The following is a 26,850-nucleotide window of genomic DNA, read 5'->3' as shown; positions in this document are numbered from 1 at the left end:
CCAGTCACAATGTCAGTGTGAGACCTTTGACCAGTGCCCCCGGCAAATGACTCGACCCGGTACTGCGCTGTCCATAGGTGCTGGTCGACAGGATCATCTCGCGCTCGCGGGTCAGGTCCTCCAGCTGGCTGCCGAGCAAATTGTAGAGGCTGTCATCGAAGCGCATGGTGCTCACCGGCCCCTGAATCTGCCCGTTTTCCACCCAGAAGGTAGCGAATCGGGTCAACCCCGTCATGCGCGCTGCCGGCAGGTCAGAGTAGTTCAGGTACCACAGGTTACTGATGTACAGCCCGGTACCCAGCCGCTCAAGCACCTGCTCGCTGGCCAGAGTACCCGGCGCCAGGCTCAGCGCACACGGCGATTCGTAACTGTCGGCACCATTGGCCAGCAACGCGAACTCGGCTGCACTGCGTGCACTGATCAACCTCTGCTGCGCCTCGCCTTGCTGAATCAACGGCACATCCAGGCGCGGTGCCCCCTCATCGGAAAACGCCGGGCTCAGCGACCCGCTAACCTGCTCGGAGAAACTCACCAGCGGGCTCAGCCGGGCATCACCGTTGTACAAACGCTGCAAGGCGCTGTTGCCAGTGGCCAAGGCCTGCGCGGAAAAACCGCCCCAGCACAGCATGCCGGCGATTTCGTCCATGGCTGCCGGGGCCAGGTAGGCGCGGTAGCTGCCGGGCTTGAGGGTGACTACCGGGCGACCGAGAAAGCCCAACTGTTCCCGCGCCTGACGCAGGCGTGCCGTGAAGTCATTGGCGCTCCACAGTTGGCCAGCGTAGTTGGCCTTCACCGCTTGGCCGTTTTCGTGGAACAGGCTCCAGTCAAAGTTGAAGCTGTTGGCCTGGTGCCAGCCAAAGGCCCCGAACGAACTGGCAAAGCCCCGGCAAATCGGGCCGGCGGCATAGATACCGACCAGGTCCAGGTCACCGGCCTCGCTGTCGAGCAAGGCCAGCACTTCGTCTAGCTGCGGCAGGGGATGCTCCTGCAGGCTGTGGCTGTGCCAGGCACTTTCGTCCAGACGCAGGTAAGGGTCGACAGCCAACAGCGGCAAGGTCTGGCGCAGTTGCGCCAGGGCATCGATAAGGCGCTGGCGGTCCAGTTGCGAATCGCCACTCAAGGTCACCTGCTGTTCCGCCTGGCGCCCGTCGCGGACCAGCCGCAACTGTGCGCTGGCCTGGCGCACTTCACCGGCCTGGCGCACCTTGGCGTGGTTGAAGCGCACGAATTGCGACTGTTCGGCGCTGTAGCCGAGGGTGAACTGCTCGCCTGCTTGCAGGGCGGTGCGCACATCCCCGACCAAGGTTTCGAAAGCATGCTTCATCAGGCGTCTCCTCCGAATACGTCGATCTGGCGGAATACGCAGGCCGGCGAGGCATGCCCGACCCGCACCACCTGGTTGGGCTCGCCCTTGCCGCAGTTGGGCGTGCCGAGTACCTGGAAGGTGCTGCGGTCGCCAACCGCCGCCAGGTTGCGCCAGAACTGTGCGGAGATGCCGCGGTAGTTGGGATTCTTGACGATGCCCTTGAGCTCGCCGTTTTCGATCAGTTGGCCCCATTCGCAGCCGAACTGGAACTTGTTGCGCGCATCGTCGATGGACCAGGAACGGTTTGTACGCATCAGGATGCCGTGCTCGATACCCTTCACCAGTTGCTCCAGGCGTTGGTCGCCCGGCTCGATGTTCAGGTTGGCCATGCGGTCGATCGGTGCACGGTTCCACCCGCAGGCGCGGCTGTTGGCCACGCCGTCCAGGCCAGAGCGGAATTGCGACAATGCGCCGCCCAGCGGGCGCAACAGCAGGCCGTCGCGGATCAGGAACTGCTTGCTGGCCGGGGTACCGTCGTCATCGAAGCTGTAGCTGGCCAGCTCTTCGCCGATGGTGGGGTCGAAGGTCACGTTCAGCAGGCTGGAGCCGTACTGCAGGTGTCCGAAATCGCTGGCTTTGACGAAGCTGGTGCCAGCGTAATTACGCTCGTCACCGAGGATGCGGTCCATTTCCAGCGGGTGGCCGATGGACTCGTGGATTTGCAGCATCATCTGGTCAGGCATCAGCAGCAGGTCGCGCGGGCCGCTGGGGGTGTTGGGCGCCAGCAGCAGTTGCAGTGCCTCGTCGGCGACCTGCCGGGCGGCGCCGACCAGCCCGCAGCGCTCGATGATCTCGAAACCGCCCTGCTGGCCGAAGTTGTCGCGGCCCAGGCTACGGCTTTGGCTGTCCTGGCCGTCGCTGGCGGTTACGCCCAGGCCCGGGAACAGGAAGCGTTGGGCATGGCGCAGTTCGGCGCCGGCCGAGTTCAGGTAGGTTTGCTCGACCAAGGTCAGGCCCAGACTGGCCTGCCAGTCCACCAGGCGGCTGTCCTTGGGTACGCTGGCTGATTCGGCGGCCAGCAGGTCAAGGCAGTCGGCGAGGGAGGGTACAGGCTGGTCGAAGTTGGGCGAGATGTGGTCGTGGCGGGCGTCGGTCACGGGTTGGTCGCGCAGGTCGAGCAAGCTGTGCGGGGCGATCTGCCGGGCCAGCGCCTCGGCCTGCTCCAGTGCGCGTTGCAGGCCAGCCTGGGACAGGTCGGCGGTGGCCGCATAGGCCTCCACGCCGTTGACCCGCACGGTGAGCATGGCACCTTCGTCCTGGCTGAATAACGGTGGTTCGGCAACGTTGCGGCGAACCGACAGCGCCTGGTGCGACTGTTTCACATGGCGCAGGGAAAACAACTCGGCCGTACTGCGCAGCGCGGCAAAACGCTGGCGCAGCAGGGCGCTGGAATCAAACATGCACAAGCCTCCGTGTACACGGTGGCTCCCCCTAGAACCACCCCTCTAGCAATGCCAGCTCATTATGGCAGCCCGGTACTTGCCTGGTCAGGAAATAACGCGCGGCGGGAAATGGTCGGGCGTTGCCACCCCTTCTTTCTGGATGGCGGCTTTCAACATCCCGTTCAAATGCAGCGCGACATGGTGAGAGGTGTCCGTCAGCAGGTAGACGTGATGCTCGACGAGGTCGGGCAAGCCCATGCCCTCCATGTAGGTGAGCGATGGGTCAGCGTTATCAAGCCCTTCGACGATGCCGACTGCCAGGCCACTCCTCATGCAGGCCAGCACCGCATGCCAGTTGGCACTTTCCAGTAGAATGCGGTACGCGATGCCTTGGGCTTTCAGTGCCTGCAAGGCCGCTTCCCTGTACGGGCAGCCTTTCAGTTGCAGAGCCAGTGGCAAGGGGCGGCTGGCATCATGATTGAACCCGGGGGCGGCGGCCCAGCGAGGCTGGGTCGATCGTATCCATTCACCTTGCTGCCAGTCTTCACTGCTGACCGCCACTGCCAGGTCCAGCCGCTGTCGGGCAAACAGGTCGATGAGCTCGGCGCTGGATCGTGCCACGGCTTCCAGTTCCAGCTTCGGGTTGCTGGCAACAAACACCGGCAAGAAGTCGCTCATGAGGTTGGCGGCATAGCCGTCGGGCACTCCCAGGCGCACTTTGCCGGTCATCTGCTGCGGTGACAGCGTAGCCAGCAACCTGTCATGCGCCATCAGGAAACGGGTTGCCTCGCCCAGCAAGTGCCGGCCTGCCGGTGTCAGCTCCACCGACTGGTTGCTGCGGGCAAACAGTTGTTGCCCCACCTTTTCTTCCAGCTTCTGGATTTGTGTCGTTACCGCCGAAGGGCTGCGGTGGACGTAGTCGGCTGCATCCTTGAAGCGGCCCAGCCGCGCTACTGCCTGGAAGGTTCTCAGTACGTTGATGTCGAGGCCTTTACCCATTGAGCCACCTGATTTAGCCGGATCGAACCAGCGCTTCGATTTATTCAACTGTACAGGCTTTATACCCCCTCTTACTGTGAGGTCAAAGCACGCCTACCTCCCGAAAATGCAATGGAATGATACGGATGAGCCTGAACGACTTCGTTGTAGATGCACTTGTGCATACCCCTTCGTACCAGAACGCGCGGCTATGGACGGTCGAGAACCACGAGAAGTACTCGACCCTGGCTCAGCCTGAGCCTGGGCCTCAAAGCGATCATCGTTTCAACCACGAGATATTTCTGCTGATGCGGGCCTTGAATGAACAGGGAGTGGGGCAGGAGGGGCTGTGCGCCGATGCGCGGGGGCAGGGGGCGCTCAAAAGTGTCATTGGCAATGTTGCCGATCGCCTGGCAGCACTTGGCAATGGGCGCAGGGTGCACTATGTCGAGTTGGGCCCTGAGCCGATCAAGAGCGCTTGCCTGCTGAAGCGAATGGCCGAGACTTCCAGCTCCATTCGCTACACCGCCATCGATATCAACCAGACTTCGGAGCCCGCGATGAGTGATGCGGTGCGGCCGATTGTGCAAGGTGACGGGAGCTTCAATTACATCGCCGCCGACTATCGCACGGTCACCCATGACGATTTACGTCATGACCAGGAGCTTACCCTGATCACCCTGCTGGGCTTTCAGGAGGGTAACGAGTTGCCGGTGAGCACGGGGAGGCTGATCCGAAATCTTGCGGGTGCCACGACCTACATTCTTTCGGAAATGCAGGTATACGAGGAAGGGCTGGAACAGCCCATCCTTGGGTTCTACGCCAACCAAAACATGCTCCAGTTCTCCCGAATGGTTGCACTTCAACAAGGCTTCACACCGTCGGGGCCGCATGAAGCCATCCTCATACCTTTGCGAATCCTGGGTGAGTCGATCCATGTGGCCGTGACCCTGCAGCCTGTTCAGCGGCTGCATCAACACGGGTACCTGCTGACCAACATCTGCCTCAAATACACGCCCGAACAGTTCCGTCGCATCAGAGCCCAGCACTGCAACTGCAGCGTGACGGACGAATTCGCCAGTGGCGACGGCTCGGTGCGCTATCAAATCGCGAAGTACCTCCAGTAGCGGCTTACAGGGACAGACGCATCATGAACCACTCAGATACCTTACCTTTGTTCGAGCGCGGCGTTGGCCGTGTGAAGCTGGCGCTCAAGTCAACGTTGAAGCGCGCGCCGCGACCTTCGTCGGCCTGTCTGGATGAGGAGGTCGCCTGGCGGGACGATCTGCTCAGGCCCCAAGGTGCCACCATCGCCGACACCCGAACACTTGGCGAACTGGGCTATACCCGCAGCCCGCACGCCAAAATTGCGGTCGATAGCATCACTGGGGTTGCGGTTGTCCATCGGCTGTTCACGCCTGAGGGTGTTGCAGCCTTGCAAGACATCTGCGCACGCCTGGAGGAGGCCGCCGGCGACAGTGACTGGATCATTTCCCGGCGTACGCGAGGGGTAACGGCGCTGTCGTCATTCATAAACGACATGATGTGCAGTCGCGCATTCCTGTTGGCCGTGTCGCGCATTGCGGGCGTGCCGCTCGTGCCTTACCCCATGCTCAACGCCCGCTCGCAGATCAACTATTTCTATCCCAAGCCTGCGGAGCAACAGCAGCAACTGGGCATGTGGCACACGGACGGCACCAATTATGTGCTCAACCTCGTGTTGTCGGGGCCTTCCGATTACAGCGGCGGCGAGTTCCTGTTCCACAACGGTACAGTCGATACCTTTGATGCCCTGGATTACCGCACCTTCGAAACTGCGCGCCTGGACGAGCCAGGTGATGCGTTGTTCATCTACGGCAGCCGATTGTTTCACGGTGTTCGCCCGGTGCTCAGCGGGCGGCGCATGTCACTGGTGTTGTCCTTTCATTGCCCCTGGTTCAGCGACGACTCCAACCGTTTCTGGCACCTGGCTTCTGACGACGGCATTCCCGCGACCCTCCCGAACTGGCTGGGGTTACGCTGGGCCCTGCACCGGTCGGCTGCCCGGCACTATGCGCGTATAGGTATTGAGCCGATTACGTTCGAGGAATTGCATCACACAGGGGCGTGAGTATGCCAAGCAGTGCGCTCTACCTGATCTTGCTGCAAGCCATTTTTGTCCTGTCCTGGAGTTCGGGCTTCATTGGTGCCCGGTTGGGTACAGAGGACGCTGGCGCAATCAACTTGCTCTTCTGGCGCTTTCTGCTGGTCAGCATCTGCCTGCTGCCCATTGTCGCGCATCGACTGGGCGCATTGTCGTGGGCACAAATACGCTACAACGCCGTGATCGGCTTTTTGGCTCAGTTCGCCTACCTGGTAAGCGTTTACATCGCTATTCGAGGTGGGTTACCGGCCGGGATCGCTGCCATTATTTGCGCGCTGCAGCCACTGATAACGGCATCGATGAGCCGCAAGGACCAGCATGAGCGCAGCGGCCGGCAGGAGTGGCTGGGGCTTGGGGTCGGGTTCGCGGGTGTCAGTGTGGTCGTTCTGGGAGAGTACAGCCTGTCCACGACCCGGCTCGAGCTTTGGCTATACGCTCTGCCGCTGATCGCTGCCGTCACGTTGTCCATCGCCACCCTCTATCAGCGGCGGCAATCGGTTTTGGCAACAGACCACAGCAAGGACGGCCTGCTGATGCCGCTGTTCCTGCAGTCAACCGCGACGCTGGTGCTTCTGGCAGCCACCGGCTTGCCGCTGGGGCTGATCGAGGTGCCTGCCAGCACGCAAGTCTGGGCGGCTGTTGCATGGCTGACCCTGTTCTCGACGTTCATCGCCTACTTGAGCCTGTGGATATTGCTGACAAAGCTGTCGGCGACTCGCGTTTCGGCACTGGTCTATCTGGAGCCGCCAGTGACCTTGCTATGGGCAGCGCTGATGTTCGGGGACGCGATCCACTGGACAACCTATGCAGGCGTCGCAGTGGTCGCGGCGGGAATCGCCATTGCGCGTAGCCCGCGCAGGTTGGCTTCGCCTGCACATGCAGTGGAGAGATAGACGCCGGGCATGAAGGCGCGCAGGTACTCCCCTAGAACCAGGCGTCTTGCATCGCGAGGCAGGTGTCGTCGCGTGCCTCGAGCAATGCCAGTTCATTATGGCAACCCGGTACTTCCCAGGTCAGGAAGTAACGCGCTGCTTGCAGCTTGCCCAGGTAGAAGTCGCGGTCGCTGGAGTTGCCCTTGAGCAAGCCGAGCTCGGCATGAATGGCCTGTTCCAGCCAACGCCAGCCGATCACGCAGTGGCCGAACGCCTTGAGATACAGGGCCGAGTTGGCCAAGGCACCCGTAACCTTGCCCTGAGCCAGGTCGCCGAGCAGGGCAAGGGTCACGCTTTGCAGTCGGTTGACCAATTGCTCCAGCGGCTGGCGCAGCGGGTCGAGGTTCGGATGATGGCTGGCGCGCTCGCCCGTACCGGCGATCAGGCGGATCAGCTGCTTGAGGCCGGCACCGTTGTTCTGTGCCAGCTTGCGGCCAAGCAAATCGAGCGACTGGATGCCCTCGGTGCCCTCGTGGATCGGGTTCAGGCGGTTATCGCGGTAGTACTGTTCCACCAGGTATTCGCGGGTGTAGCCGTGGCCGCCGAGGATCTGGATCGCCAGTTCATTGGCCTTGAGGCAGAAGGCCGAGGGCCAGGATTTGACGATAGGGGTCAGCAGGTCGAGCAGCTCCTGGGCCTGTTTGCGGGCGCTTTCTTCGCTGGCGGTCTGGGTGTCGTCGAACAGGCGAGCGGCGTACAGGCCCAGGTCGAAGGCGCCTTCCACATAGGCCTTCTGCGCCAGCAGCATGCGTTTCACATCGGTGTGCTCAATGATCGGCACCGCCGAGCTGTGCGGGTCTTTGTTGTCCGGCAGCCGACCCTGCGGGCGCTGGCGGGCGTACTCCAGCGAATACAGATAACCGGCGTAGCCGAGCATCACCGCGCCCATGCCGACGCCGATGCGTGCCTCGTTCATCATCTGGAACATGCAGGCCAGGCCTTGGTGTGGCTGGCCGACCAGGTAGCCGACGCACTCGCCGTTGTCGCCGAAGTTCAGCGCGGTAGAGGTGGTGCCGCGCCAGCCCATCTTGTGGAACAACCCGGCCAGCAGCACATCGTTACGCGGGCCACGGCTGCCGTCCGGATTGACGTTGTACTTGGGCACGATGAACAGCGAGATGCCTTTCACCCCGGGCGGGGCGTCCGGCAGCTTGGCCAGCACCATATGCACGATGTTTTCCGACAGCTCGTGGTCACCGCCGGAGATGAAGATCTTGTTGCCCTTGAGCTGGTAGCTGCCGTCGCCCGTCGGTTCTGCGCGGGTGCGGATGTCGGCCAGTGATGAGCCTGCGTGGGGTTCTGTCAGCGCCATGGTGCCGAAGTAGCGGCCCTCAATCATGGGTTGCAGGAACAGGCGCTTCTGTTCGTCGGTGCCGAAGCTCTCGATCAGGTTGGCCGCGCCCATGGTCAGGAACGGGTAGGCCGTGGTGCCGGCGTTGGCGGCCTGGAAGTGGGCAAAGCAGGCCTGCGAGACCAGGCTGGGCAGTTGCATGCCACCGACCTCGAAGTCCCGGTTGGCGTTGAGGAAGCCGGCTTCGAGGAAGGCATCGACGGCGGGTTTCACTTCCGAGATCAGTTCAGCGCGGCCGTCGACGTAGCGCGGCTCGTTTTCATCGGCTTTGCGGTTGTGCGGGGCGAAGAACTTTTCGGCGATGGTGCGGGCGGTGGTCAGTGCCGCGTCGAAGGTTTCGCGGCTGTGTTCGGCGAAGCGCGGGCGCTGGGTCAGGGCTTCGGCGTCGAGGACTTCGTAGAGTTCGAAGGCGAGGTTACGGGGGCTGAGCAGGGTCTCGGGCATGGTGGCGGTCCTTGGACGGGCGTGAGCCGAGTCTAGGAGTGGCCGGAAAGCGCTGGCTACCATGATTGATTCAGATGATGTTCAGTCACAGGCTCCTACATTTCGTTCGCACTGCATGGTGAGCTTTCCTCAAGGGTTGCCAGCATTACGCTTCCAAAAATCCTGAAAATCTCAGACTTCTACTCTATCTTGTAGTCCATTTCCCAAACATACTCCCAACCCCCTCCAAGCCATTGCGGTGCTCTGGGTAGGGCCCTAGTCTCGGGTGGTCGCTGCCAAATCAGTGACCGGCTTTGACAGGCCGACCTGAAAATTCTCATGGCTTTCGCCTTTATGGCGGCTGTGTATGGGGCACTTCGCGTGCGCCGGGTTTTTCGGATTTTTCTGCCGGTCTGTCAACCCATGCACAGCTGCCACCCTCTTGTTTGACAGCAGACGGTGGTGGCCCTACCGAGAAAAATCCAATGCTGAAGATAGCCCCCGATCCACCCCGCAATCCCCATTCGCTTGAAGACACCCTGATCCAGGCCACGGACTACGCGCTGTGTGGCGTGACCGTTGTGCATCAGGCCATGCTGCTACAGCCCAAGTCGCCGGCGTCGATCCTGATGATGACCTCCATGCATGAGCTGGAAACGCTGCGGGCTTTGCTTGAGTCGGCATTGATTCAGGTGCAGATGCCTGCGGAGCCTCGGACTTCGCACTAAGGCTGATTAATGTGTTGCTTGGGCCGGCCCTTTCGCGGGCAAGCCCGCTCCCACAAGATCGCCACAGCTTTCAAGGTTTGCACATTACCTGTGGGAGCGGGCTTGCCCGCGAAGAGGCCCGCCCAGGCAATCGAGAACTTTCAGGGGATTGAACAATGACAACAGAAGACACCCAGTTCACCGTCGGCAAGACCACCTTCTATCAAGGTGAAAACGGCACCCACCCGATGTTCCGTATCGAGCCTGGCATTCCTTGCCGAGATGCCCGAGAGCAATCTTCGGAGTTGATGGGCTATGTACGCGAGCTGACCATCACCGGCCTGATGGACGAGAAACCGATGATGATCTGGGCTGCGCACTACCTGAGTGCGATGGCCAAGGCGCTGATGGATGATGCCGAATTAGGCATGAGGCAGTGAGTTTGTAGAAGCGGCGGGAAACGAAAAAGGAGAGCCGAAGCTCTCCCTTTTCTTCAACAACCCTCAGCCTCAGCCAATGGTCATCAGGCTGGCGTTACCACCCGCCGCCGCAGTGTTCACACTCACCGCCCGCTCGATCACCAACCGCTCCAGCGCAATCTGGTGATCACCGCTGGACAGCCCGTGCACACCGACGATCGCCCCGGCACGCTTGGCCACCTGCTGGCACACGCCGCGCAGCTGGTCCGAGTCGCCATGATGGATCACGGCGTCGAACGCCACATCGTCTTTGTTCCAGTCCGCGACCAGCTTGACCTTGGCCTGCAGCTCACGCGGCAGGCGCTGGCGCAGGGCCTTGCCGGGTTCGCCGTCAGCCCATACCGCCGAGCTGCCCACCGCCAGCACGGCAGCGAACTGAGCCAGCAGGTCAGCCTCGCTGTCGGCCAGGCACAGCACGTGCTCGCGCGGCAGTATGGTGTAGCTGTTGCGCTCGCCGGTCGGGCCTGGCAGCAGGCGGGCGATGCCGCTCTGCGACTGGCTGGCGAACTGGCTGCACAGCGCGGCCAGGTCGGCCAACTGGTTGCTTTCTGCCCAGGTCTTCAGGCCGTGCAGCGGCTTGATCAGCTGTTCATGCAGGGTGCGGTCCGGCTTGCCTTCGCCATCCTGCTGCTGGAAGTGGCGGCCAATCGCGTCGGCCGGGCGGGTCGACAGCAGGCGGTACAGGTACAGCGGGCCGCCGGCTTTCGGGCCGGTGCCAGACAGGCCTTCACCACCGAACGGCTGCACGCCCACCACTGCACCGACAATGTTGCGGTTGACGTACATGTTGCCGGCGTTGGCGGTTTCCACCACCTTGGCGATGGTCTTGTCGATGCGGGTGTGCACGCCGAGGGTCAGGCCATAGCCGGAGTTGTTGATCTGCTCGATCAACTGGTCCAGGTTGCGGCGGTTGTAGCGCACCACATGCAGCACCGGGCCGAAGATTTCGCGCTTCAGTTCGTCGAAGCTGTCCAGCTCGATCAGCGTCGGCATCACGAAGGTGCCACGCTTGACCTCGGCAGCATCGGCAATGGCCACCTGATAGACCGAACGGCCTTTCTCACGCATGCCCTGGATGTGCTTCTCGATGCCGGCCTTGGCTTCGGCGTCGATCACCGGGCCGATGTCTACAGCCAGGCGGTCCGGGCAACCCAGGCGGCTTTCAGCCATGGCGCCCTTGAGCATTTCGATCACGCGGTCAGCGGAGTCTTCCTGCAGGCACAGCACGCGCAGGGCCGAGCAACGTTGGCCGGCGCTGTCGAAGGCCGAGGACACCACGTCGATCACCACCTGCTCGGTCAGTGCCGAAGAGTCGACGATCATGGCGTTCTGGCCGCCGGTTTCGGCGATCAGCGGGATCGGGCGCCCCTGGTTGTCCAGGCGGCCGGCGACGTTGCGTTGCAGCAGGCGGGCCACTTCGGTGGAACCCGTGAACATCACGCCTTTGACGCGTTCATCGCCCACCAGGCCGGCACCGACGGTCTCGCCGCGGCCTGGCAGCAGTTGCAGCACGCCTTCAGGGATGCCGGCATCGAGCAGCAGGCGCACGGCCTGGGCGGCGATCAGTGGGGTTTGTTCGGCAGGTTTGGCCAGTACCGGGTTGCCGGCTGCCAAGGCAGCGGCCACCTGGCCGGTGAAGATCGCCAGCGGGAAGTTCCATGGGCTGATGCACACCACCGGGCCCAGTGGGCGGTGGGCGTCGTTGCTGAAGTCGTTGCGTGCCTGCACCGCGTAGTAGCGCAGGAAGTCCACGGCTTCACGCACTTCGGCGATGGCGTTGGCGAAGGTCTTGCCGGCTTCGCGGATGAGCAGGCCCATCAGCGGCTGGATTTCGGCCTCCATCAGGTCGGCGGTGCGTTCCAGAATGGCAGCGCGCTCGGCGGGCGGGGTGGCTTGCCAGATCGGCGCAGCGTTCAGTGCGCACTGGATGGCGTTGTCCACGTCGGCAACGGTGGCTTCCTGTACATGGCCGACCACGTCGCGGTGGTCCGCCGGGTTCAGTACCGGCGCGGCAGCGCTTTCGCTGGCGGCGCAGGCCAGCAGCGGGGCGGCCTTCCAGTCGTTGTGAGCGGTGGCCAGCATGGCGCAGGACAGCGACGCCAGGCGGTGTTCGTTGGCCATGTCGATGCCGGCCGAGTTGGCGCGTTCGCTGCCATACAGTTCACGCGGCAGCGGGATGCGCGGGTGTGGCAGGCCGATGTTGCCTTCCTGGGTACCCATGCGCTCGATGCTGGCGACCGGGTCGGCGACCAGTTCCTGGATGGAGATCGAGTGGTCGGCGATGCGGTTGACGAACGAGGTGTTGGCGCCGTTTTCCAGCAGGCGGCGCACCAGGTAGGCCAGCAGCGTTTCGTGGGTGCCGACCGGTGCATACACGCGGCACGGGCGGTTCAGCTTGCCATCGGCAATCTTGCCGACCACTTGCTCGTACAGTGGCTCGCCCATGCCGTGCAGGCACTGGAACTCGTACTGGCCCGGGTAATAGTTTTGCCCGGCAATGTGGTAGATGGCCGACAGGGTGTGGGCGTTGTGGGTAGCGAACTGCGGGTAGATGGCTTCTGGCACGGCCAGCAGCTTGCGGGCGCAGGCGACGTAGGACACATCGGTGTACACCTTGCGGGTGTACACCGGGTAGCCTTCCAGGCCTTCGACCTGGGCGCGCTTGATCTCGCTGTCCCAGTAGGCGCCTTTTACCAGGCGGATCATCAGGCGGTGGCGGCTGCGCTTGGCCAGGTCGATGACGTAGTCGATCACATACGGGCAGCGCTTCTGGTAGGCCTGGATGACAAAGCCGATACCGTTCCAACCCGCCAGCGACGGCTCGAAGCACAGGCGTTCGAGCAGGTCGAGCGACAGCTCCAGGCGGTCGGCTTCTTCGGCGTCGATGTTCAGGCCGATGTCGTACTGCTTGGCCAGCAGGGTCAGCGACAGCAGGCGTGGGTACAGCTCTTCCATCACGCGCTCGTACTGGGCGCGGCTATAACGTGGGTGCAACGCCGACAGCTTGATGGAGATGCCCGGGCCTTCATAGATGCCGCGGCCGTGGGAGGCCTTGCCGATCGAGTGGATGGCCTGCTCGTAGGACGCCAGGTACTTCTGCGCGTCATGTTCGGTCAGTGCGGCTTCGCCGAGCATGTCGTAGGAATAGCGGAAGCCCTTGGCCTCGAAGCGGCTGGCGTTGGCCAGGGCTTCGGCGATGGTCTCGCCGGTGACGAACTGCTCGCCCATCAGGCGCATGGCCATGTCGACGCCCTTGCGGATCATCGGCTCGCCGCTCTTGCCGATGATGCGGGTGAGCGAGGAGGTGAGGCCGGATTCGTTATGGGTGCTGACCAGCTTGCCAGTCAGCAGCAGGCCCCAGGTGGCAGCGTTGACGAACAGCGACGGGCTGTTGCCCAGGTGCGGCTGCCAGTTGCCGGTGCTGATCTTGTCGCGGATCAGTGCATCGCGGGTGCCCTTGTCAGGGATACGCAGCAGGGCTTCGGCCAGGCACATCAGTGCCACGCCTTCCTGGGACGACAGCGAGAACTCCTGCAGCAGGCCCTGGACGATGCCGGCACGGCCGCCAGCGCTCTTCTGGTTGCGCAGTTTTTCGGCGATGCCGGCGGCCAGCTTGTTGGTGGCTTCGGCCAGCGGAGCGCTCAGGCGCGCCTGCTCCAGCAGCATCGGCACCACTTCCTGCTCGGGGCGGCGGTAGGCGGCGGTGATCGCCGAGCGCAGTACCGATTGTGGCAGGATGCTTTCGGCAAATTCGAGGAAGCACTGGTGGCTGTGGTCGGCCTGAACATCACCGGCGTCATCGGCCAGGCTGGTGGCGTGGCCGTTGAGTTCGGTCAGGGTGGCACCACCCTCGAGCTTCTCCAGGTAGTTGAAGATCGCTTGCTTGATCAACCAGTGCGGCGTGCGGTCAATCGACTGCGCAGCTGCTTTGAGTCGCTCACGGGTCGGGTCATCGAGTTTGACCCCAAGGGTGGTCGTCGCCATTTCTTATCCTCGTTATTGCCACGGCTGTGGCCTAAGCTGGCGCCAAGAGTAGCTGTAGGACAATTCGGGTGCAACCAGGTGCAACCCGAATTTTTTGTGTAACAGGTGCAACTCGTCTGACAGACATTTCCACACCCTGAAAAGGGGCGTTTACGGTGCGTTTTATTCTGAAAAGCCGGCTTGATGCGCCAAAAAGGAGCAAAAAAGCGGCTTTTACAAAAAATGCTCAAGCGGGTGCAACTTGCAAATGAAAAAGGGTTGCACCTGCTTTGCGTTGTAGCATAGGATTCGCCGCCTGGGTGCAACCGCCATGGCTGCGGTTGTACATGAGATAAAAACAAACGCCAGGGCACACGCATGGGCAATCCAATCACGATCACCTTTGTGATCTACATCGCGGCAATGGTGCTGATCGGCTTCGCGGCCTATCGCGCTACCAACAACCTTTCCGACTACATCCTTGGCGGTCGCAGCCTGGGCAGCGTGGTCACCGCGCTTTCCGCCGGTGCTTCCGACATGAGCGGCTGGTTGCTGATGGGCCTGCCGGGCGCCATCTATTTCTCCGGTCTCTCCGAAGCCTGGATCGCCATCGGCCTGACCGTCGGCGCCTACCTGAACTGGCTATTCGTTGCTGGCCGTCTGCGGGTGCAAACCGAGCACAACGGTGACGCATTGACCCTGCCGGACTACTTCGCCAGCCGTTTCGAAGACAAGAGCGGCATGCTGCGGATCATCTCGGCCATCGTCATCCTGGTGTTCTTCACCATCTACTGCGCATCCGGCATCGTCGCTGGCGCCCGCCTGTTCGAAAGCACTTTCGGCATGTCCTACGAGACTGCGCTGTGGGCTGGCGCCGCGGCCACCATCGCCTACACCTTCGTGGGTGGTTTCCTGGCAGTGAGCTGGACCGACACCGTGCAAGCCACGCTGATGATCTTCGCGCTCATCCTTACCCCGGTGATCGTGCTGATCTCCACGGGTGGTTTCGATCAGACCTTCGCCGCCATCGAAACGGTGAACCCGGCCAACTTCGACATGCTCAAGGGTGCAACCTTCGTTGGCATCATCTCGCTGATGGGCTGGGGCCTGGGCTACTTTGGCCAGCCGCACATCCTGGCGCGCTTCATGGCCGCCGATTCGGTGAAGTCGATCGCCAACGCCCGCCGCATCTCCATGACCTGGATGATCCTGTGCCTGGCCGGTACCTGTGCCGTGGGCTTCTTTGGCATCGCCTACTTCTCGGCCAACCCTGACCTGGCAGGCCCGGTCACCGAGAACCACGAGCGTATCTTCATCGAGCTGGCCAAGATCCTGTTCAACCCATGGATCGCCGGTGTACTGCTGTCGGCTATCCTGGCGGCGGTGATGAGCACCTTGAGCTGCCAGCTGCTGGTGTGCTCCAGTGCACTGACCGAAGACTTCTACAAGGCTTTCCTGCGCAAGAACGCTTCGCAGGTCGAGCTGGTATGGGTCGGCCGCCTGATGGTGTTGGCTGTTGCCCTGATCGCCATCGCCATGGCTGCCAACCCGGAAAACCGCGTGCTGGGCCTGGTGGCCTATGCCTGGGCTGGCTTCGGTGCTGCCTTTGGTCCGGTGGTGCTGATTTCGGTGCTGTGGAAAGGCATGACCCGTAACGGCGCGCTGGCCGGTATCGTGGTGGGTGCGCTGACTGTGATCCTGTGGAAGAACTTTGACACCCTCGGGCTGTACGAAATCATCCCGGGCTTCCTGTTCGCCAGCATTGCCATTGTGCTGGTGAGCAAGCTGGGCAGCCCATCGCAGGCGATGGTGCAGCGCTTCGAAACTGCCGATGCGGCGTATCACGCTGACAAGTAACACCCGTTGAGTCGGCGGCGCCTGCTTCGCGGGTGAACCCGCTCCCACAGGAACTCCACGGCCTTCAAAAGCTGTGCAGCCCCTGTGGGAGCGGGTTCACCCGCGAAGCAGGCGCCGCCGATCGACAGCCAGGCCTGACTCCGCCTGCAAGGCAAGGTAAACTTGCCGCCTTCGCAGGAGTTGCCATGAACTATCGTCACGCCTTCCACGCCGGCAACCACGCCGACGTCCTCAAACACATCGTGCTGACCCGCCTCATCGCCTTGATGTCGCGCAAGGAGCAGCCGTTCGCCTACATCGATACCCACGCAGGGCTCGGCCTGTACGACCTGCAGGGCGACCAGGCAACCCGTACCGGCGAGTACCTGGAAGGCGTCGCCCGCCTGTGGGGTCGCGATGATGTGCCGGCCATGGCCGCCGATTACCTGCGGGTCATCAAGCGCCTGAACGCCGACGGCGAGCTGCGTTACTACCCCGGCTCGCCCGAACTGGCTCGCCGCCTGATGCGCCAGCAAGATCGCGCGCTGCTCAACGAGAAGCACCCTGAAGACGGGCCGCTGCTCAAAGAGAACATGAAAAAAGACCCGCGTGTGGTCGTGCACCTGGGCGAAGGCTGGCATGTGCCGCGGGCCTTGCTGCCGGTGCAGGAAAAGCGCGCGATCATGCTGATCGACCCGCCATTCGAGCAGGCCGATGAGCTCAAACGCTGCACCAATTCCATGAAAGAGGCGATCAGCCGCATGCGCCAGACCGTCGCGGCCATCTGGTACCCGATCAAGGACCAGCGCTCGCTGACCCGCTACTACCAGGACCTGACCAGCACCGGCGCGCCGAAACTGCTGCGGGTCGAGCTGTATGTGCACCACCAGGACAGCCCGCAGGGCCTCAATGGCTCGGGCCTGGCCATTGCCAACCCGCCGTGGGGCCTGGAAGAAGAGCTCAAGGAGCTGCTGCCATGGCTGGCCAAGGAGCTGGCGCAGACGGACGGTAGCTACCGCATGGACTGGCTGATTGCCGAGTAAACCACTGTCTTGGAATCTCTGTGGGAGCGGGCGTGCCCGCGAAGCAGGCGCTGCGGTGCATGGCACCGGCTTTGCCGGTGTTCGCGGGCGCGCCCGCTCCCACAGGTTAAGCAGTGCCTCCACTGATGTTTGCGTTATAATCCCGCCCTTTAGCCGCCACCCGCCCAAGAGGCCGCTGGCGCATTTTTACCGAATGAAGAGGCTAATCCCTTGGCATTGACGATTCTTGGCCTGTCCGGCGCCCTTAGCCATGACCCTTCCGCGGCCCTGTACATTGACGGCAAGCTGATTGCCGCCGCCGAAGAAGAGCGCTTCGTGCGTGACAAGCATGCGAAGAACCGCATGCCCTACGAGTCGGCGAAGTTCTGCCTGGAGCAGGCAGGCATCAAGCCGTCCGACGTCGACGTGGTAGCCATCCCGTTCGCCCCGATCAGCCTGTTCGGCAAGGCGCGCTGGCACTATGCCAAGCGTTATTGGTACGCCCCGGATCGCGCCCTCGACGCCATCCTGATGGGTAACCGTCGCTATAAGCGCTACCGCAAGAAGATCGTCTGGTGCCTGGAGCAGCTGGGCTTCGACCCGAAAAAGGTCAAGATCGAGCCGGTCGAGCACCACCTGGCCCACGCCTCCAGTGCTTACCACTGCTCGGGCTTCAAGGAAAAAACCGCGATCCTCGGCATCGACGGTAAAGGCGAATACGCCACCACCTTCTTTGGCTACGGCGAAAACGGCAAAATCCACAAAATCAAGGAATTCTTCGACCCGGACTCCCTGGGTGGCCTGTACGGCGCGATCACCGAGTTCCTTGGCTTCGAGATGCTCGACGGCGAGTTCAAGGTCATGGGCATGGCGCCGTACGGCGACGCCAGCAAGTACGACTTCTCGCGCCTGGCCAGCTTCGAAAACGGCGAACTGGTGATCAACACCGAGTACGCCAACGTCATCGGCCTGCGCCGCTATAAAGAGAAGGGCAAGGGCTTCTACTTCTCGCCGAAGCTGATCGAATGGCTGGGCCCCAAGCGCGAAGGCGATATCGCCGACGAGCCTTACATTCATTACGCGGCCAGCATGCAAGCGCTGTTCGAGAAGCTGGCGCTGCAGATGATCGACCACTACCTGGGCGATACCCTGCGTGAAACCGGCAAGCTGGCCTTCGCCGGCGGCTGCGCCCTGAACGTGAAGCTGAACCAGAAGATCATCGCCCGCCCGGACGTGAAAGAGCTGTTCGTCCAGCCGGCCTCCGGCGACGCCGGTACCGCCGTCGGCGCCGCAGCCTATGTTTCCCACGCCCGTGGCGTACCGGTCGAGAAGATGGAACACGTCTACCTCGGCCCGTCGTACTCCAACGAGGATGTGATCGCTGCCTGTGCCCGTCACCCGAACCAGCCGAAGTGGCGCAAGCTCGAGAACATGCCCCAGCAGATCGCCCAGATCATGGTCGACGGCAACCCGGTGGCCTGGTTCCAAGGCCGCATGGAGTTTGGTCCGCGCGCCCTGGGTGGCCGTTCGATCATCGGCTGCCCGAGCGTTGAAGGCGTGGCTGACCGCATCAACCACCAGATCAAGTTCCGCGAACGCTGGAGACCTTTCTGCCCGTCGATGCTCGACACCGTCGCCCCGCAGATGATCAAGGTCGACCACCCGGCGCCGTTCATGACCTTCACCTTCGAAGTGGCTGAAGAGTGGAAGACCCGTGTGCCGGAAGTGGTGCACGAGGACGGTACTTCGCGTGCCCAGGTGCTCAAGCGTGAGTACAACCCGCGCTACTACGACATGATGAAGGCGCTGGAAGACCTGACCGGCAATGGCGTGTCGCTGAACACTTCGCTGAACCGCCGTGGTGAACCGATGATCTGCTCGCCGACCGATGCCCTGAACATGTTCTTCGGCTCGGACCTGCAGTACCTGATCATGGAAGACATCCTGGTCGTGAAGGACGGCGCCGCCGCCTATGACCAGCCGCTCTGAACCGCGCATCCTGCAGTTCTGCCATGGCTATGACGGGCCGTTCCTCGACTGCGCCCGTCAGTACGCCAGCCTGTTCCAGGGGCGTGGCTACCAGGTCACCACGGTGTTCCTCACCGGCGCTGCCGATCCGCAGGTAGCGGCCGGCTGCGCGTCGGACGAGGTGCTGTTCCTTGAATTCAGCTCCAAGGCCGTGCGCGGCCTGAAGCTTGGCGCCATCCGTGCTTTGCGGCGGGTCGCGGCCGAGCGCAATTTCGCGTTCTGCATTGCCCACCGCTTCAAACCGATCTATGTGGCCCTGCTGGGTACCGGCCTGCCAGTGATTGGCGTGCACCATGCCTTTGGCGACTATGAGCGCAAAGGCCGTCGGCTGTTCGCCAACCTGTTCAGCAAGCGCCTGAGCCTGCTGGGTGTGTCGGACGCGGTGCGTGATGATATGCGCCGTTGCCTGCCACAGTGGCCGGTCGAGCGAATCCAGACCCTGTACAACCGCATCGACATCGGCGCCTTGCAAGCGGCGCTGGTGTCGCGCGCTGACGCCCGCCAGGCCCTGGGCCTGGATGCACAGGCGTGGATCGTCGGCAATGTCGGACGGCTGCACCCGGACAAGGACCAGGCCACCCTGTTGCGTGGTTTTGCACTGGCGCTGCCGGGGCTGCCAGCCGGCGCCCGTCTGGCGGTCCTCGGCAAGGGCCGCCTTGAGGCCGAGCTCAAGGCCCTGGCCGCCGAGCTGGGCATTGGCGGGCAAGTGGACTTTTTGGGCCAGGTGCCGGATGCACGGCGCTATTTCCAGGCGTTCGACGTGTTCGCCCTGAGCTCCGACCATGAGCCGTTCGGCATGGTCCTGCTCGAAGCCATGGTCGCCGGTGTACCGGTGCTGGCCACGGCTTGCGGCGGGGCTCGCGAAGTGGTCGAAGGTGTGGGCGTGCTGTTCCCGCTGGGCGATGCCGCACAGTTGGCGCAGGGTCTGAAGCATCTGGCCGTGCTGGACAGCGAGCAGCGCCAGGCCTGTGCCGAGCACATGCTGCAACACCTGCAAGAGCGCTTCTCCGATCAGGCGGTGCGCGAGGCCTTCTGGCAGCTGCCGCAGGTATGTGCGCTGGTGGGGCAGGCCTGATGCTCAATCGTATCCAGGCCTTCCGCGAACGCGGTTGGCAAACCATCGAGGCCAAGGACTATGCCGAGGCGTGGGCGCGTTTTGGTGGCAGTGTTGCCACCCATCCGCGGGTGGTCGAGCAACTGGCTGACCTGGCACAGATCCCGGTACGTTACCTGGGCTGGTACCAGGCCGGCGAGCTGAAAGCCGCCATCCCTACCTGGGGGCGACACTTGGCGCTGGCTAAGGACGTACTCAAGCGTGCTGGCAAGAAAGCCCTGTTCGACCTGGGCAATGCCGAAATCATCCTGCCTGCGGCGGCCGATGCCGCTGCGCCGTTGCGCCATACCGCGCGCTACCTGTCCGAACTGAACCAGGGCCGCTTCAGCGGCCTCAAGGCGCAGAAGGAACAGCTGGCGATGGCTCGGGCGCACGAAGACCTGTCAAAGAAGTTCCGCTACAACCAGCGCCGCGAATTGCGCTTGCTGGAAGAGGCGGGGGGCGTGGTACGCCCGATCAGCGACTTCAGTGCGCAGGAAATCGCCAGCATGTACTGCGACCTCTTCCAGCGCCGCTGGGGCTTCCCGGCCACCGGTGCCGAGCACATGGCCGAGGTGCTGGAGCGCCTGCGCGAGCTGCTGATCGGCTCGGTACTGCTGCTGGACGGCAAGCCGATCGCCATCCAGCTGGTGTACCGCGTCGAAGCACCGGAATGGATCAGCGTCGAGTACATCAATGGCGGCGTCGATCCTGAAACCAAGGCCTTCAGCCCGGGCAGCGTGCTGAGCTTCCTCAATACCCAGGCCGCCTGGGAGGACGCCCGTGCGCGCAACAAGCCACTGCGGTTCTCGTTCGGTCGTGCCGACCGCGAGTACAAGGACCGCTGGTGCAACCCCGTGCCGGTGTACCAGGCGTGAGCCGTAAGCAGCAGTTGCTCAAGCGCCACCGACGCAACAAGCGTCTGGGCCTGCTGGCGGGCCTGGTTGCGCTGGTCGCCTTGGGGGTGTTCACCTGGTGGTGGCTGCCGCTGCTGTTGTTGCCGCTGCTCTGGGCTGCCCATGAGGCCTGGTTTGCCGACCACCTTTTCTATGCACCAACCGAAGACTACGCCTACGCGTTCGGTGAGCAGTCACGGTCAGTACCTGCCCGCTTGCACGATGGCCAGCTCAAAGCCGACTGTGCGTTACAGGGCGACGAAACCCTTATTCTTGAGGTCCAGGTAAAAAGCACCTGGCTGGGGCGGTTTCTCGACCCTCGTGTCGAGCTGGCTGGTGCCGATCAAGCCGACCGGCAAACCTTCGAGCGTGGCGTGGAGGGTGTGCGTTTCCTCAACCTGACCGGCCTGGCTGCGCCGCTGCAAGCTGGAATGTTGCGCCTGCGTGGTCGTCATTGCCGACTGTTGGGTCAGCCCCGCCTGTGGATAACCCCAGCGGTCGAGTTGCAACGGCGCCGGGTGATGGTGATTGCGCCGCATGCCGACGACGCCGAGCTGGCTGCGTATGGCCTTTACAGCCAGGCTGATGAAACCTGGGTGGTGACACTGACCGCCGGTGAAATCGAAGCCGAGCACTACCAGCAGATGGGCCTGGAAAAAGCCGAGGCCGCACGCCTGAAGGGCCGCCTGCGCGCCTGGGACAGCATCGCCGTGCCGCGTTGGGCTGGTGTGCCGGAGTCCCGTTGCGTGCAACTGGGCTACTTCTGCCTGCAACTGCCTGCCATGCAGGCCGCGCCCGACCAGCCGGCCGCTTCGCGTGAAGCCGACCTTGCCGATATCCGCATGTTCCGCCAGTTCAACCCGTTCCCACTGCCGGCCGATAGTGATGGCGCGCCAACCTGGCACAACCTGCTGGCCGACCTGCGCGCCTTGCTGGAAATGGCCAAGCCAGAGGTACTGGTGATGCCGCATCCGCAGCTCGATCCACACCCCGACCACATCTGCGCCCAGGCAGCGGTGCTGGAGGCCATGCAAGGTTTGACCTGGCAGCCAAAAACCCTGCTGTGCTACGCCAATCACCTGCATGACAACGACCGCTGGCCCATGGGCGACAGCGGCGATGGCGTGGCTTTGCCTCCGCAGATGAGCGCGGCCCAGGCTTGGGCGCCTTGCAGCCTGGTGCTGGACCTGGCTACCCAGCGCGACAAGGCCATGGCCTTGGGCATGATGCACGACCTGCAGCCATCCGCGCCGTTCAAACGCCGCTTGCGGCGCTTCCTGCAGCGCTGGCTGGCCGGGCGGCGCCCGTCGCCTTATGGGGAGAACGAGTTCTTCCGCAAGGCCGTGCGCCGACACGAATTGTTCTGGCGGCGTGAGCTGTAAGCACGCCCCATGGTTGACCGCGAAGGCGCAGAGCGCACAAGGAAATCAATGAAAGTCCTATTTCTGGTACAGAAGGAACAGCGGGCAATTCTCGACCGCCTGTACGATGGCGTCGCGGCCAACTGCGAGTGCGACCTGCGGTGGCTGACCAGCGATGACCAGCGCAACCTGCGCCGCTATTTCAAGCGAGAAGTGCAGGTCGAGCGTTATGACCGCATCGTGTTTTTCCTGCGCTTCAAGCAGGAGATCCGTCAGGTGGCGTTCATCCGCACCGTGCCGAACCTGGTCATCCTCGAGCACGACGCCTACCAGAACTACATCCCGTGCAAGTACACCGGCAAGTTCAGCGCCCATTACCGCCAGTTGCCGTGGGCGCGGGTGATCAGCTCGGGCTATAGGGTCAGCGAGCGCCTGCGCCAGGAAGGTTTCGACGCGGTATTCGTGCCCAAGGGCTATGACGAGCAGTTACTGGCTGACCAGGGGCGTGAGCGCGACATCGAACTGGCCTTCGTTGGCAGTGTCAACAGCGTGGCCTACAGCGGCCGCAAGGCGCTGCTGGACGAGTTGGGGCAGGTCGAGAACCTGCTGGTAACCCGTACCAAATCGGGTGAGGACTACTGCAACACGCTCAACCGTATCCGTTTCTTCGTCAGTGCCGACGTTGGCATGGGCGAATACATGATCAAGAACTTCGAAGCCATGGCCTGCGGTTGTGTGTTGCTGGCGTACGACCAGGGCGAGGAAGAGAACCGTGCATTGGGCCTGCAGGACATGCACAACGTGGTGTTCTATGACAGCATCCCGACCCTTCAGGAAAAGCTCCGCCGTTTGCGGGCGGAGCCTGAACTGGCCCGGATGATTGCAGAAAATGGCCGCCATCTGGCGGTTTCCCGTTTCAGTTTCGCCGCAGTTGGACGTAGCATCGTCGACCACATGCGCCCGGCGCTCAGGCCCCACCCGCCATTGTCTGCATGGCAGCGGCTGCGCCTGAAGCTAGGCATCTAAATAAGAGCCTTCACGCCCAGGAGCGGGTTGTTGAAGGCCGATTGTCGCAATGCGGAGGGAGTCCGGTGCGCTTTTCAAATGAGAGTGACGTCACGCTCGTCGTGACCAGTTGTGGGCGGTTCGATCTGCTCAAAGACACCCTTGAGAGTTTCGATCGCTACAACACCGCGCCCATTCGCGAGGTATTCATCACCGAAGATTCTGGTGACGATGCCGTGCATACCGCTGTGCCAGAGCACTGGAAACCGCACTGCAAGGTGTTCGTGAACCGGCCCAAGCTTGGCCAGTTGCCGTCTATCGACCTGGCCTACAGTCACGTCAAGACGCCGTACATCTTCCATTGTGAGGACGACTGGCACTTCTATCGCCAGGGCTTTGTTGAGGATTCCCGGGCAATTCTGGACGTCAGCCCCAACCTGTTGCAAGTGTGGCTGCGCAGCCATGCCCACGACCTGGCTGTCCACAGCCCGTACATCCACCTGGGCGATCGCCAGGTGATCGCCGGTGTGCCTTGCTACCCGTTGCTGTCCGACAAGGCTGAATGGCAGGCCTTCTCGCTCAACCCTGGCCTGCGTCGTTTGAGCGATTACCAGCGCTGCGCGCCATTTGCCGCCTATGCTGGAGAGAAGGCGCTTTCCCGACGCTACGCTGAGATGAATCTGACAGCGGTCACCCTGGAGGGTGATGCAGTATTGCACACTGGATTCGGTAATCATGTGACCTTGCCCATCGAAGTGGAGCGCAAGGCCAAACGCCGTCAACGTGATCGAATCAAACTGGCATTGACGCTGGTGACAGGTGCCTTGATCGGCATGGGAATCACCCTTTTTGTTCAATGAAGTCGCTGTCCCACCTGACATGAGCGGGAGAGGGCCCATGAACATCGTCAATATGATGTGGGCGGGTGGCACGCCGTACATGTCCATCCACAAGGTGCATCGGCAAGTGCTGTCGCACGCAGGTAGCGATGCCCGAATCAGTAACTGGTTGCTGCTGGGGAGCGGGCTGTGCTGTGGGCTTGGCTCGACCCGGGAGTGGCACATGCCACTGCGTGCGCTGAAAGGGCGACACCTGTGGCGCCTGCTGCGCCCATGGTTGCGCATGCGTTTGCGCAAGGCGCTGGCCGAGGCCAAGGCCGAAGTCGTGCTGCTCGACGGTATTGGTGTCGCGCGGCTGGTACTGCCGTTGTTGCAGAACATTCCCCAGGTGCGGGCAAAGGTGCTGTTCCATGGCAAGACGCGCCTGAACAGTAGCGATGTACGCCTGTTGCGTATGTTCCCGGCCGAGCGCCTGAGCATCGCAGCGGTGTCGCACACGTTGGCTGAATCGCTGGAGCATGACTTGGGCAGGCCGGTGCAGACCCTGCGCATGGCGCTAGATCCGCTGGCGTTCGTCGAGCCGTTGTTGAGCCGGGACGAGGCCAGGCAGGCGCTGCAGTTGCCTCTGGCGAGCGGGGTGATGCTGGGCGCGGTAGGGCGGTTGGTGGAAAGCAAAGGCTTCGAGATGCTGATCGAGGCATTTGCCCAGGCCAGCGCACATCAGCCGGACCTGCAGTTGGCAATTATTGGCGAAGGCCCCCTGCACGCGGTGCTGCAGGAACGTGTCGATGCGCTGGGCCTGGCCGCGCGCATTCACCTGTGCGGTCACCGTGAAGACCTGCAGCAGTTGTACCGGGCGTTCGATTGGCTCTTGGTACCTTCGCGCTCCGAAGGCCTGGGGCTGGTGGTGCAGGAGGCGGTCATGGCCGACGTGCCGGTGGTGTGCAGCGACCTGCAAGTGTTTCGAGAGCAGTTGCAGGATACCGGTGGTTACCTGCCGGTGTCCGATGAGGGGGCGTGGGCCGAGGCGATCGAGCGTTGCACAACCCTCAGCGCCCCGGAGGTGGCCGCGCGGCAGCGTCAGGCGCTGGCGCCGGAGCAAGCCTGGCAGGCCTTCTGCAACGGCTCGCAGAGCCTGTTGCGCAACTGAGGCTCAGCGTGCCAACAGGGCTGCCTCGAAAGCAGCGAGGGGGAACCGGTCGCCCAGGTTCTCCCGCTCGATATAGCGCACCATGTGCTGCACATTTCGCCGAATCATGCGTGCCGACAGCGGCGGGCGCAGAAAGCGCATGTCGGCCACGTCGATCAGGCCCAGGCGCTGGTCGGGGGTGACCACCACATTGCCGAGATGCAGCGAGCGGAAGTACACGCCGCTGCGGTGCAACTGGCGGACCAGTTCGGTCAGTTGCGGGAGGTAGGTGTCCCAGCTGAAACCTTCATCGCGCGACATTTGCAGCAGGGTACGCCCAGGCAGCGGGCGATACAGCACGGCGGTGCGGCCTGGCAGGTCGAGCTTGTGCTGGCTGATCACCTCGAGCGTAGGGATGCCCAGTTGTGTCAGGCGCGCGGCGTTATCGACGAAGCGTTGCGAGTAGGGGCGCAGCAGTGCAGATGAAATCAGCCGCTTCCTACGAAAAACCTTGAGGAAATTACCATCCTTGAGCAGGTAGACTTTGGCGCCATGGCTGTCTGCCTCAAGCACCTGTGCGCCTTGTGTCAGCTGATCGAAGTCGACCTGGGTGAGCCGGGAGCATTGCATGAATAGAGCCTTGTCGTCTGGCGAGCAAAATGACCGGCAATAATGCCGAAAATAATGCGGTAGCACCATGGATGGTGTCTTTGATTCATCGGGGGAGAGGATGTTGTATCAAAAAAACTGGGCACGTGCCTGGTTGGGTTTGGGTCTGGTCTGGTTCCTGGCAGCAATTGCCCTGGCACCGAGCAACAAGGTTTATCAGCAGGGACTGGTGTTGTTTCTGTGGCTGCCAACGCTGGTTCTGGCGTGGTCTGCTCGTGGGGTGTTGGTGCAAGCCTGGAAGCGTCAGCCCGCGCTGTGGGCAGGTGTGTTGCTGTTGTTGGCATGGTGCGGGCTGAGCCTGGCCTGGTCACCCGCAGAAGACCCAGGGCGCGAGATCAAGCGCCTTGTCTACATTCTGGTGTTCCTGCTGGCATTCCCGCTGCTGGCGCAGCTTGGTCTGGCCCGCGTTCGTCAGCTGTTGCTGCTTGGCAGTGGCCTGCTGGCCCTCGCTGCGCTGGCCTCGATCATCAATTTCTACGGTTTGCAGGGCAAATCGTTGCTGGCCCGTCTGGCAGGCATTGGCGAGATCTCGCACCCGATTCTGGGGGCTTATGTCATCGGCTCGGCCGTGCTCTTCTTGCTTTACGAGCCGCCGCGCCAGCGTGGCATGCAGCTGTTATGGCTGGCTGCACTGGTCTGTCTGGGTGTGTTTGCCATGCTCAGCCAGAGCCGCGGGGCGATTCTGGCCCTGGTGATCACCGTCGTGATCGCGCCGCTGTGGTTCCGCGATCGCCACAGCCAGGTGTTTTCTATCCTGGCGCTGATTGCCACTGGCCTGGCGTTCTTCGTCGTGTACGATCTGATCGCCAAGCGCGGCTCGTCCTATCGGCCGGAAATCTTCAATGCCGTCATCGATATGATTGCCGCGCATCCCTGGACCGGCCTGGGCCTGGGGGCTGGTTACGAAGTGAGCGCTGTCGGCAAACACTTTGATCACACCCATAACATGTTCACCCACGTTGCCGTGGAAGTGGGCCTGCCCGGGATGGTGCTGTGGGTACTGGTGTGGTTATACACCCTAGGTGAAATCGTGCGTGCGCGTGGCACGCTGTTCGGCAAGATCCTGCTGGGGTTCTGGGTGTATTCGACCCTGGCCATGCAGTTCGATGCCGCCAGCCTCACCGGCACGCCACGTGCCGAATGGTTCATCAGCTGGCTGCCTGTCGGCCTTGCCATGATGCTGCCATGGGGGCGTGCCGAAAATGGCGCCTGTGGTAAAATTTCCGGTTCAACCTGAACAGCGAGCTC

21 protein-coding genes are annotated in these 26,850 nt (G+C 62.6%); 15 read left to right on the top strand and 6 right to left on the bottom strand.

Translation table 11 applies throughout. The annotated features are described in order from the left end of the window. Positions 1–4 precede the first annotated feature (4 nt). From QQL85_RS05790 to QQL85_RS05780, 3 genes are all read right to left on the bottom strand, one after another. Complete coding sequence (locus QQL85_RS05790; protein WP_284353230.1) at positions 5–1,324, bottom strand: TldD/PmbA family protein; 1,320 nt, start codon at positions 1,322–1,324, stop codon at positions 5–7. Further along, complete coding sequence (locus QQL85_RS05785; RefSeq protein WP_284353231.1) at positions 1,324–2,766, bottom strand: TldD/PmbA family protein; 1,443 nt, start codon at positions 2,764–2,766, stop codon at positions 1,324–1,326. Before QQL85_RS05785 ends, QQL85_RS05790 begins: the two co-directional genes overlap by 1 nt. 87 nt (positions 2,767–2,853) lie before the next feature. Beyond that, entirely contained in the window at positions 2,854–3,747 is an 894-nt protein-coding gene (locus QQL85_RS05780) for a LysR family transcriptional regulator (RefSeq protein WP_284353232.1), read from the bottom strand. 125 nt (positions 3,748–3,872) lie between these two features. Here QQL85_RS05780 and QQL85_RS05775 point away from each other — a divergent pair, with 125 nt between their 5' ends. From QQL85_RS05775 to QQL85_RS05765, 3 genes are read left to right on the top strand one after another with little or no spacing between them, the layout of a single operon-like run. Further along, positions 3,873–4,853 carry a hypothetical protein gene (locus QQL85_RS05775; protein ID WP_284353233.1) on the top strand — a complete coding sequence of 327 codons (981 nt, stop codon included), beginning with the start codon at positions 3,873–3,875 and terminating at the stop codon, positions 4,851–4,853. A 23-nt stretch (positions 4,854–4,876) separates the two neighbouring features. Continuing rightward, on the top strand, positions 4,877–5,836 hold the full coding sequence (locus QQL85_RS05770; protein ID WP_284353234.1) for a 2OG-Fe(II) oxygenase: 960 nt from the start codon (positions 4,877–4,879) through the stop codon (positions 5,834–5,836). A 2-nt stretch (positions 5,837–5,838) separates the two neighbouring features. Next, positions 5,839–6,762, top strand: a complete 924-nt coding sequence (locus QQL85_RS05765; RefSeq protein WP_284353235.1) for a DMT family transporter — start codon at positions 5,839–5,841, stop codon at positions 6,760–6,762. Positions 6,763–6,793: 31 nt separating this feature from the next. On the opposite strand, the gene QQL85_RS05760 is transcribed toward QQL85_RS05765, so the two are convergent. Beyond that, positions 6,794–8,596, bottom strand: coding sequence for an acyl-CoA dehydrogenase (locus QQL85_RS05760; RefSeq protein ID WP_284353236.1), 1,803 nt, complete (start codon positions 8,594–8,596; stop codon positions 6,794–6,796). A gap of 464 nt (positions 8,597–9,060) precedes the next feature. On the opposite strand from QQL85_RS05760, the gene QQL85_RS05755 reads away from it, so the two are divergent. Together QQL85_RS05755 and QQL85_RS05750 are read left to right on the top strand one after the other, a co-directional pair. Further along, on the top strand, positions 9,061–9,303 hold the full coding sequence (locus tag QQL85_RS05755; protein ID WP_284353237.1) for a hypothetical protein: 243 nt from the start codon (positions 9,061–9,063) through the stop codon (positions 9,301–9,303). 155 nt (positions 9,304–9,458) lie between these two features. Beyond that, a complete protein-coding gene (locus QQL85_RS05750) occupies positions 9,459–9,722 on the top strand; it encodes a DUF3077 domain-containing protein (RefSeq protein ID WP_274080182.1) in 264 nt (87 codons plus the stop codon). A gap of 69 nt (positions 9,723–9,791) precedes the next feature. Here QQL85_RS05750 and putA read toward each other — a convergent pair whose 3' ends face one another. Beyond that, positions 9,792–13,745: a trifunctional transcriptional regulator/proline dehydrogenase/L-glutamate gamma-semialdehyde dehydrogenase gene (gene putA, locus QQL85_RS05745; RefSeq protein WP_284353238.1), complete on the bottom strand. Its 3,954-nt coding sequence runs from the start codon at positions 13,743–13,745 to the stop codon at positions 9,792–9,794. 357 nt (positions 13,746–14,102) lie between these two features. Here putA and putP point away from each other — a divergent pair, with 357 nt between their 5' ends. The 9 genes from putP to QQL85_RS05700 all read left to right on the top strand — a co-directional run bounded on the left by putP (position 14,103) and on the right by QQL85_RS05700 (position 24,954). Further along, positions 14,103–15,581 carry a sodium/proline symporter PutP gene (gene putP / locus QQL85_RS05740; protein WP_284353239.1) on the top strand — a complete coding sequence of 493 codons (1,479 nt, stop codon included), beginning with the start codon at positions 14,103–14,105 and terminating at the stop codon, positions 15,579–15,581. Positions 15,582–15,766: 185 nt separating this feature from the next. Further along, on the top strand, positions 15,767–16,603 hold the full coding sequence (locus QQL85_RS05735; protein WP_016501929.1) for a 23S rRNA (adenine(2030)-N(6))-methyltransferase RlmJ: 837 nt from the start codon (positions 15,767–15,769) through the stop codon (positions 16,601–16,603). 210 nt (positions 16,604–16,813) lie between these two features. Beyond that, positions 16,814–18,571 carry a carbamoyltransferase family protein gene (locus tag QQL85_RS05730; RefSeq protein WP_016712363.1) on the top strand — a complete coding sequence of 586 codons (1,758 nt, stop codon included), beginning with the start codon at positions 16,814–16,816 and terminating at the stop codon, positions 18,569–18,571. Then, on the top strand, positions 18,555–19,685 hold the full coding sequence (locus QQL85_RS05725; protein WP_284353240.1) for a glycosyltransferase: 1,131 nt from the start codon (positions 18,555–18,557) through the stop codon (positions 19,683–19,685). Before QQL85_RS05730 ends, QQL85_RS05725 begins: the two co-directional genes overlap by 17 nt. Then, positions 19,685–20,581: an antimicrobial resistance protein Mig-14 gene (locus tag QQL85_RS05720; RefSeq protein ID WP_284353241.1), complete on the top strand. Its 897-nt coding sequence runs from the start codon at positions 19,685–19,687 to the stop codon at positions 20,579–20,581. Before QQL85_RS05725 ends, QQL85_RS05720 begins: the two co-directional genes overlap by 1 nt. Continuing rightward, complete coding sequence (locus QQL85_RS05715) at positions 20,578–21,981, top strand: PIG-L deacetylase family protein (protein WP_284353242.1); 1,404 nt, start codon at positions 20,578–20,580, stop codon at positions 21,979–21,981. Before QQL85_RS05720 ends, QQL85_RS05715 begins: the two co-directional genes overlap by 4 nt. Before the next feature lie 48 nt (positions 21,982–22,029). After that, on the top strand, positions 22,030–22,986 hold the full coding sequence (locus tag QQL85_RS05710) for a glycosyltransferase family protein (protein ID WP_284353243.1): 957 nt from the start codon (positions 22,030–22,032) through the stop codon (positions 22,984–22,986). Between the two features lie 65 nt (positions 22,987–23,051). After that, a complete protein-coding gene (locus QQL85_RS05705; protein WP_284353244.1) occupies positions 23,052–23,825 on the top strand; it encodes a glycosyltransferase family 2 protein in 774 nt (257 codons plus the stop codon). Between the two features lie 37 nt (positions 23,826–23,862). Continuing rightward, positions 23,863–24,954 (top strand): glycosyltransferase, encoded by a 1,092-nt coding sequence (locus QQL85_RS05700; RefSeq protein ID WP_284353245.1) that lies wholly within the window; start codon positions 23,863–23,865, stop codon positions 24,952–24,954. Positions 24,955–24,957: 3 nt separating this feature from the next. Here QQL85_RS05700 and QQL85_RS05695 read toward each other — a convergent pair whose 3' ends face one another. Beyond that, positions 24,958–25,563 carry a lipopolysaccharide kinase InaA family protein gene (locus QQL85_RS05695; protein WP_284353246.1) on the bottom strand — a complete coding sequence of 202 codons (606 nt, stop codon included), beginning with the start codon at positions 25,561–25,563 and terminating at the stop codon, positions 24,958–24,960. Positions 25,564–25,663: 100 nt separating this feature from the next. On the opposite strand from QQL85_RS05695, the gene QQL85_RS05690 reads away from it, so the two are divergent. Further along, a complete protein-coding gene (locus tag QQL85_RS05690; RefSeq protein ID WP_284353247.1) occupies positions 25,664–26,839 on the top strand; it encodes an O-antigen ligase family protein in 1,176 nt (391 codons plus the stop codon). Positions 26,840–26,850 lie beyond the last annotated feature (11 nt).

This window comes from Pseudomonas putida (assembly GCF_030159595.1).
Taxonomy (GTDB): Bacteria; Pseudomonadota; Gammaproteobacteria; order Pseudomonadales; family Pseudomonadaceae; genus Aquipseudomonas; species Aquipseudomonas putida_AC.
The sequence above is the reverse complement of the archived record's forward strand: the minus strand, read 5'-3'. Positions and strand labels throughout refer to the sequence as shown.

Coding starts and splice junctions, on each gene's coding strand:
- QQL85_RS05790 (WP_284353230.1), bottom strand. CDS start 1,324: ATGAAGCATGCTTTCGAAACCTTGGTCGGGGATGTGCGCACCGCCCTG.
- QQL85_RS05785 (WP_284353231.1), bottom strand. CDS start 2,766: ATGTTTGATTCCAGCGCCCTGCTGCGCCAGCGTTTTGCCGCGCTGCGC.
- QQL85_RS05780 (WP_284353232.1), bottom strand. CDS start 3,747: ATGGGTAAAGGCCTCGACATCAACGTACTGAGAACCTTCCAGGCAGTA.
- QQL85_RS05775 (WP_284353233.1), top strand. CDS start 3,873: ATGAGCCTGAACGACTTCGTTGTAGATGCACTTGTGCATACCCCTTCG.
- QQL85_RS05770 (WP_284353234.1), top strand. CDS start 4,877: ATGAACCACTCAGATACCTTACCTTTGTTCGAGCGCGGCGTTGGCCGT.
- QQL85_RS05765 (WP_284353235.1), top strand. CDS start 5,839: ATGCCAAGCAGTGCGCTCTACCTGATCTTGCTGCAAGCCATTTTTGTC.
- QQL85_RS05760 (WP_284353236.1), bottom strand. CDS start 8,596: ATGCCCGAGACCCTGCTCAGCCCCCGTAACCTCGCCTTCGAACTCTAC.
- QQL85_RS05755 (WP_284353237.1), top strand. CDS start 9,061: ATGCTGAAGATAGCCCCCGATCCACCCCGCAATCCCCATTCGCTTGAA.
- QQL85_RS05750 (WP_274080182.1), top strand. CDS start 9,459: ATGACAACAGAAGACACCCAGTTCACCGTCGGCAAGACCACCTTCTAT.
- putA (WP_284353238.1), bottom strand. CDS start 13,745: ATGGCGACGACCACCCTTGGGGTCAAACTCGATGACCCGACCCGTGAG.
- putP (WP_284353239.1), top strand. CDS start 14,103: ATGGGCAATCCAATCACGATCACCTTTGTGATCTACATCGCGGCAATG.
- QQL85_RS05735 (WP_016501929.1), top strand. CDS start 15,767: ATGAACTATCGTCACGCCTTCCACGCCGGCAACCACGCCGACGTCCTC.
- QQL85_RS05725 (WP_284353240.1), top strand. CDS start 18,555: ATGACCAGCCGCTCTGAACCGCGCATCCTGCAGTTCTGCCATGGCTAT.
- QQL85_RS05720 (WP_284353241.1), top strand. CDS start 19,685: ATGCTCAATCGTATCCAGGCCTTCCGCGAACGCGGTTGGCAAACCATC.
- QQL85_RS05710 (WP_284353243.1), top strand. CDS start 22,030: ATGAAAGTCCTATTTCTGGTACAGAAGGAACAGCGGGCAATTCTCGAC.
- QQL85_RS05700 (WP_284353245.1), top strand. CDS start 23,863: ATGAACATCGTCAATATGATGTGGGCGGGTGGCACGCCGTACATGTCC.
- QQL85_RS05695 (WP_284353246.1), bottom strand. CDS start 25,563: ATGCAATGCTCCCGGCTCACCCAGGTCGACTTCGATCAGCTGACACAA.
- QQL85_RS05690 (WP_284353247.1), top strand. CDS start 25,664: ATGTTGTATCAAAAAAACTGGGCACGTGCCTGGTTGGGTTTGGGTCTG.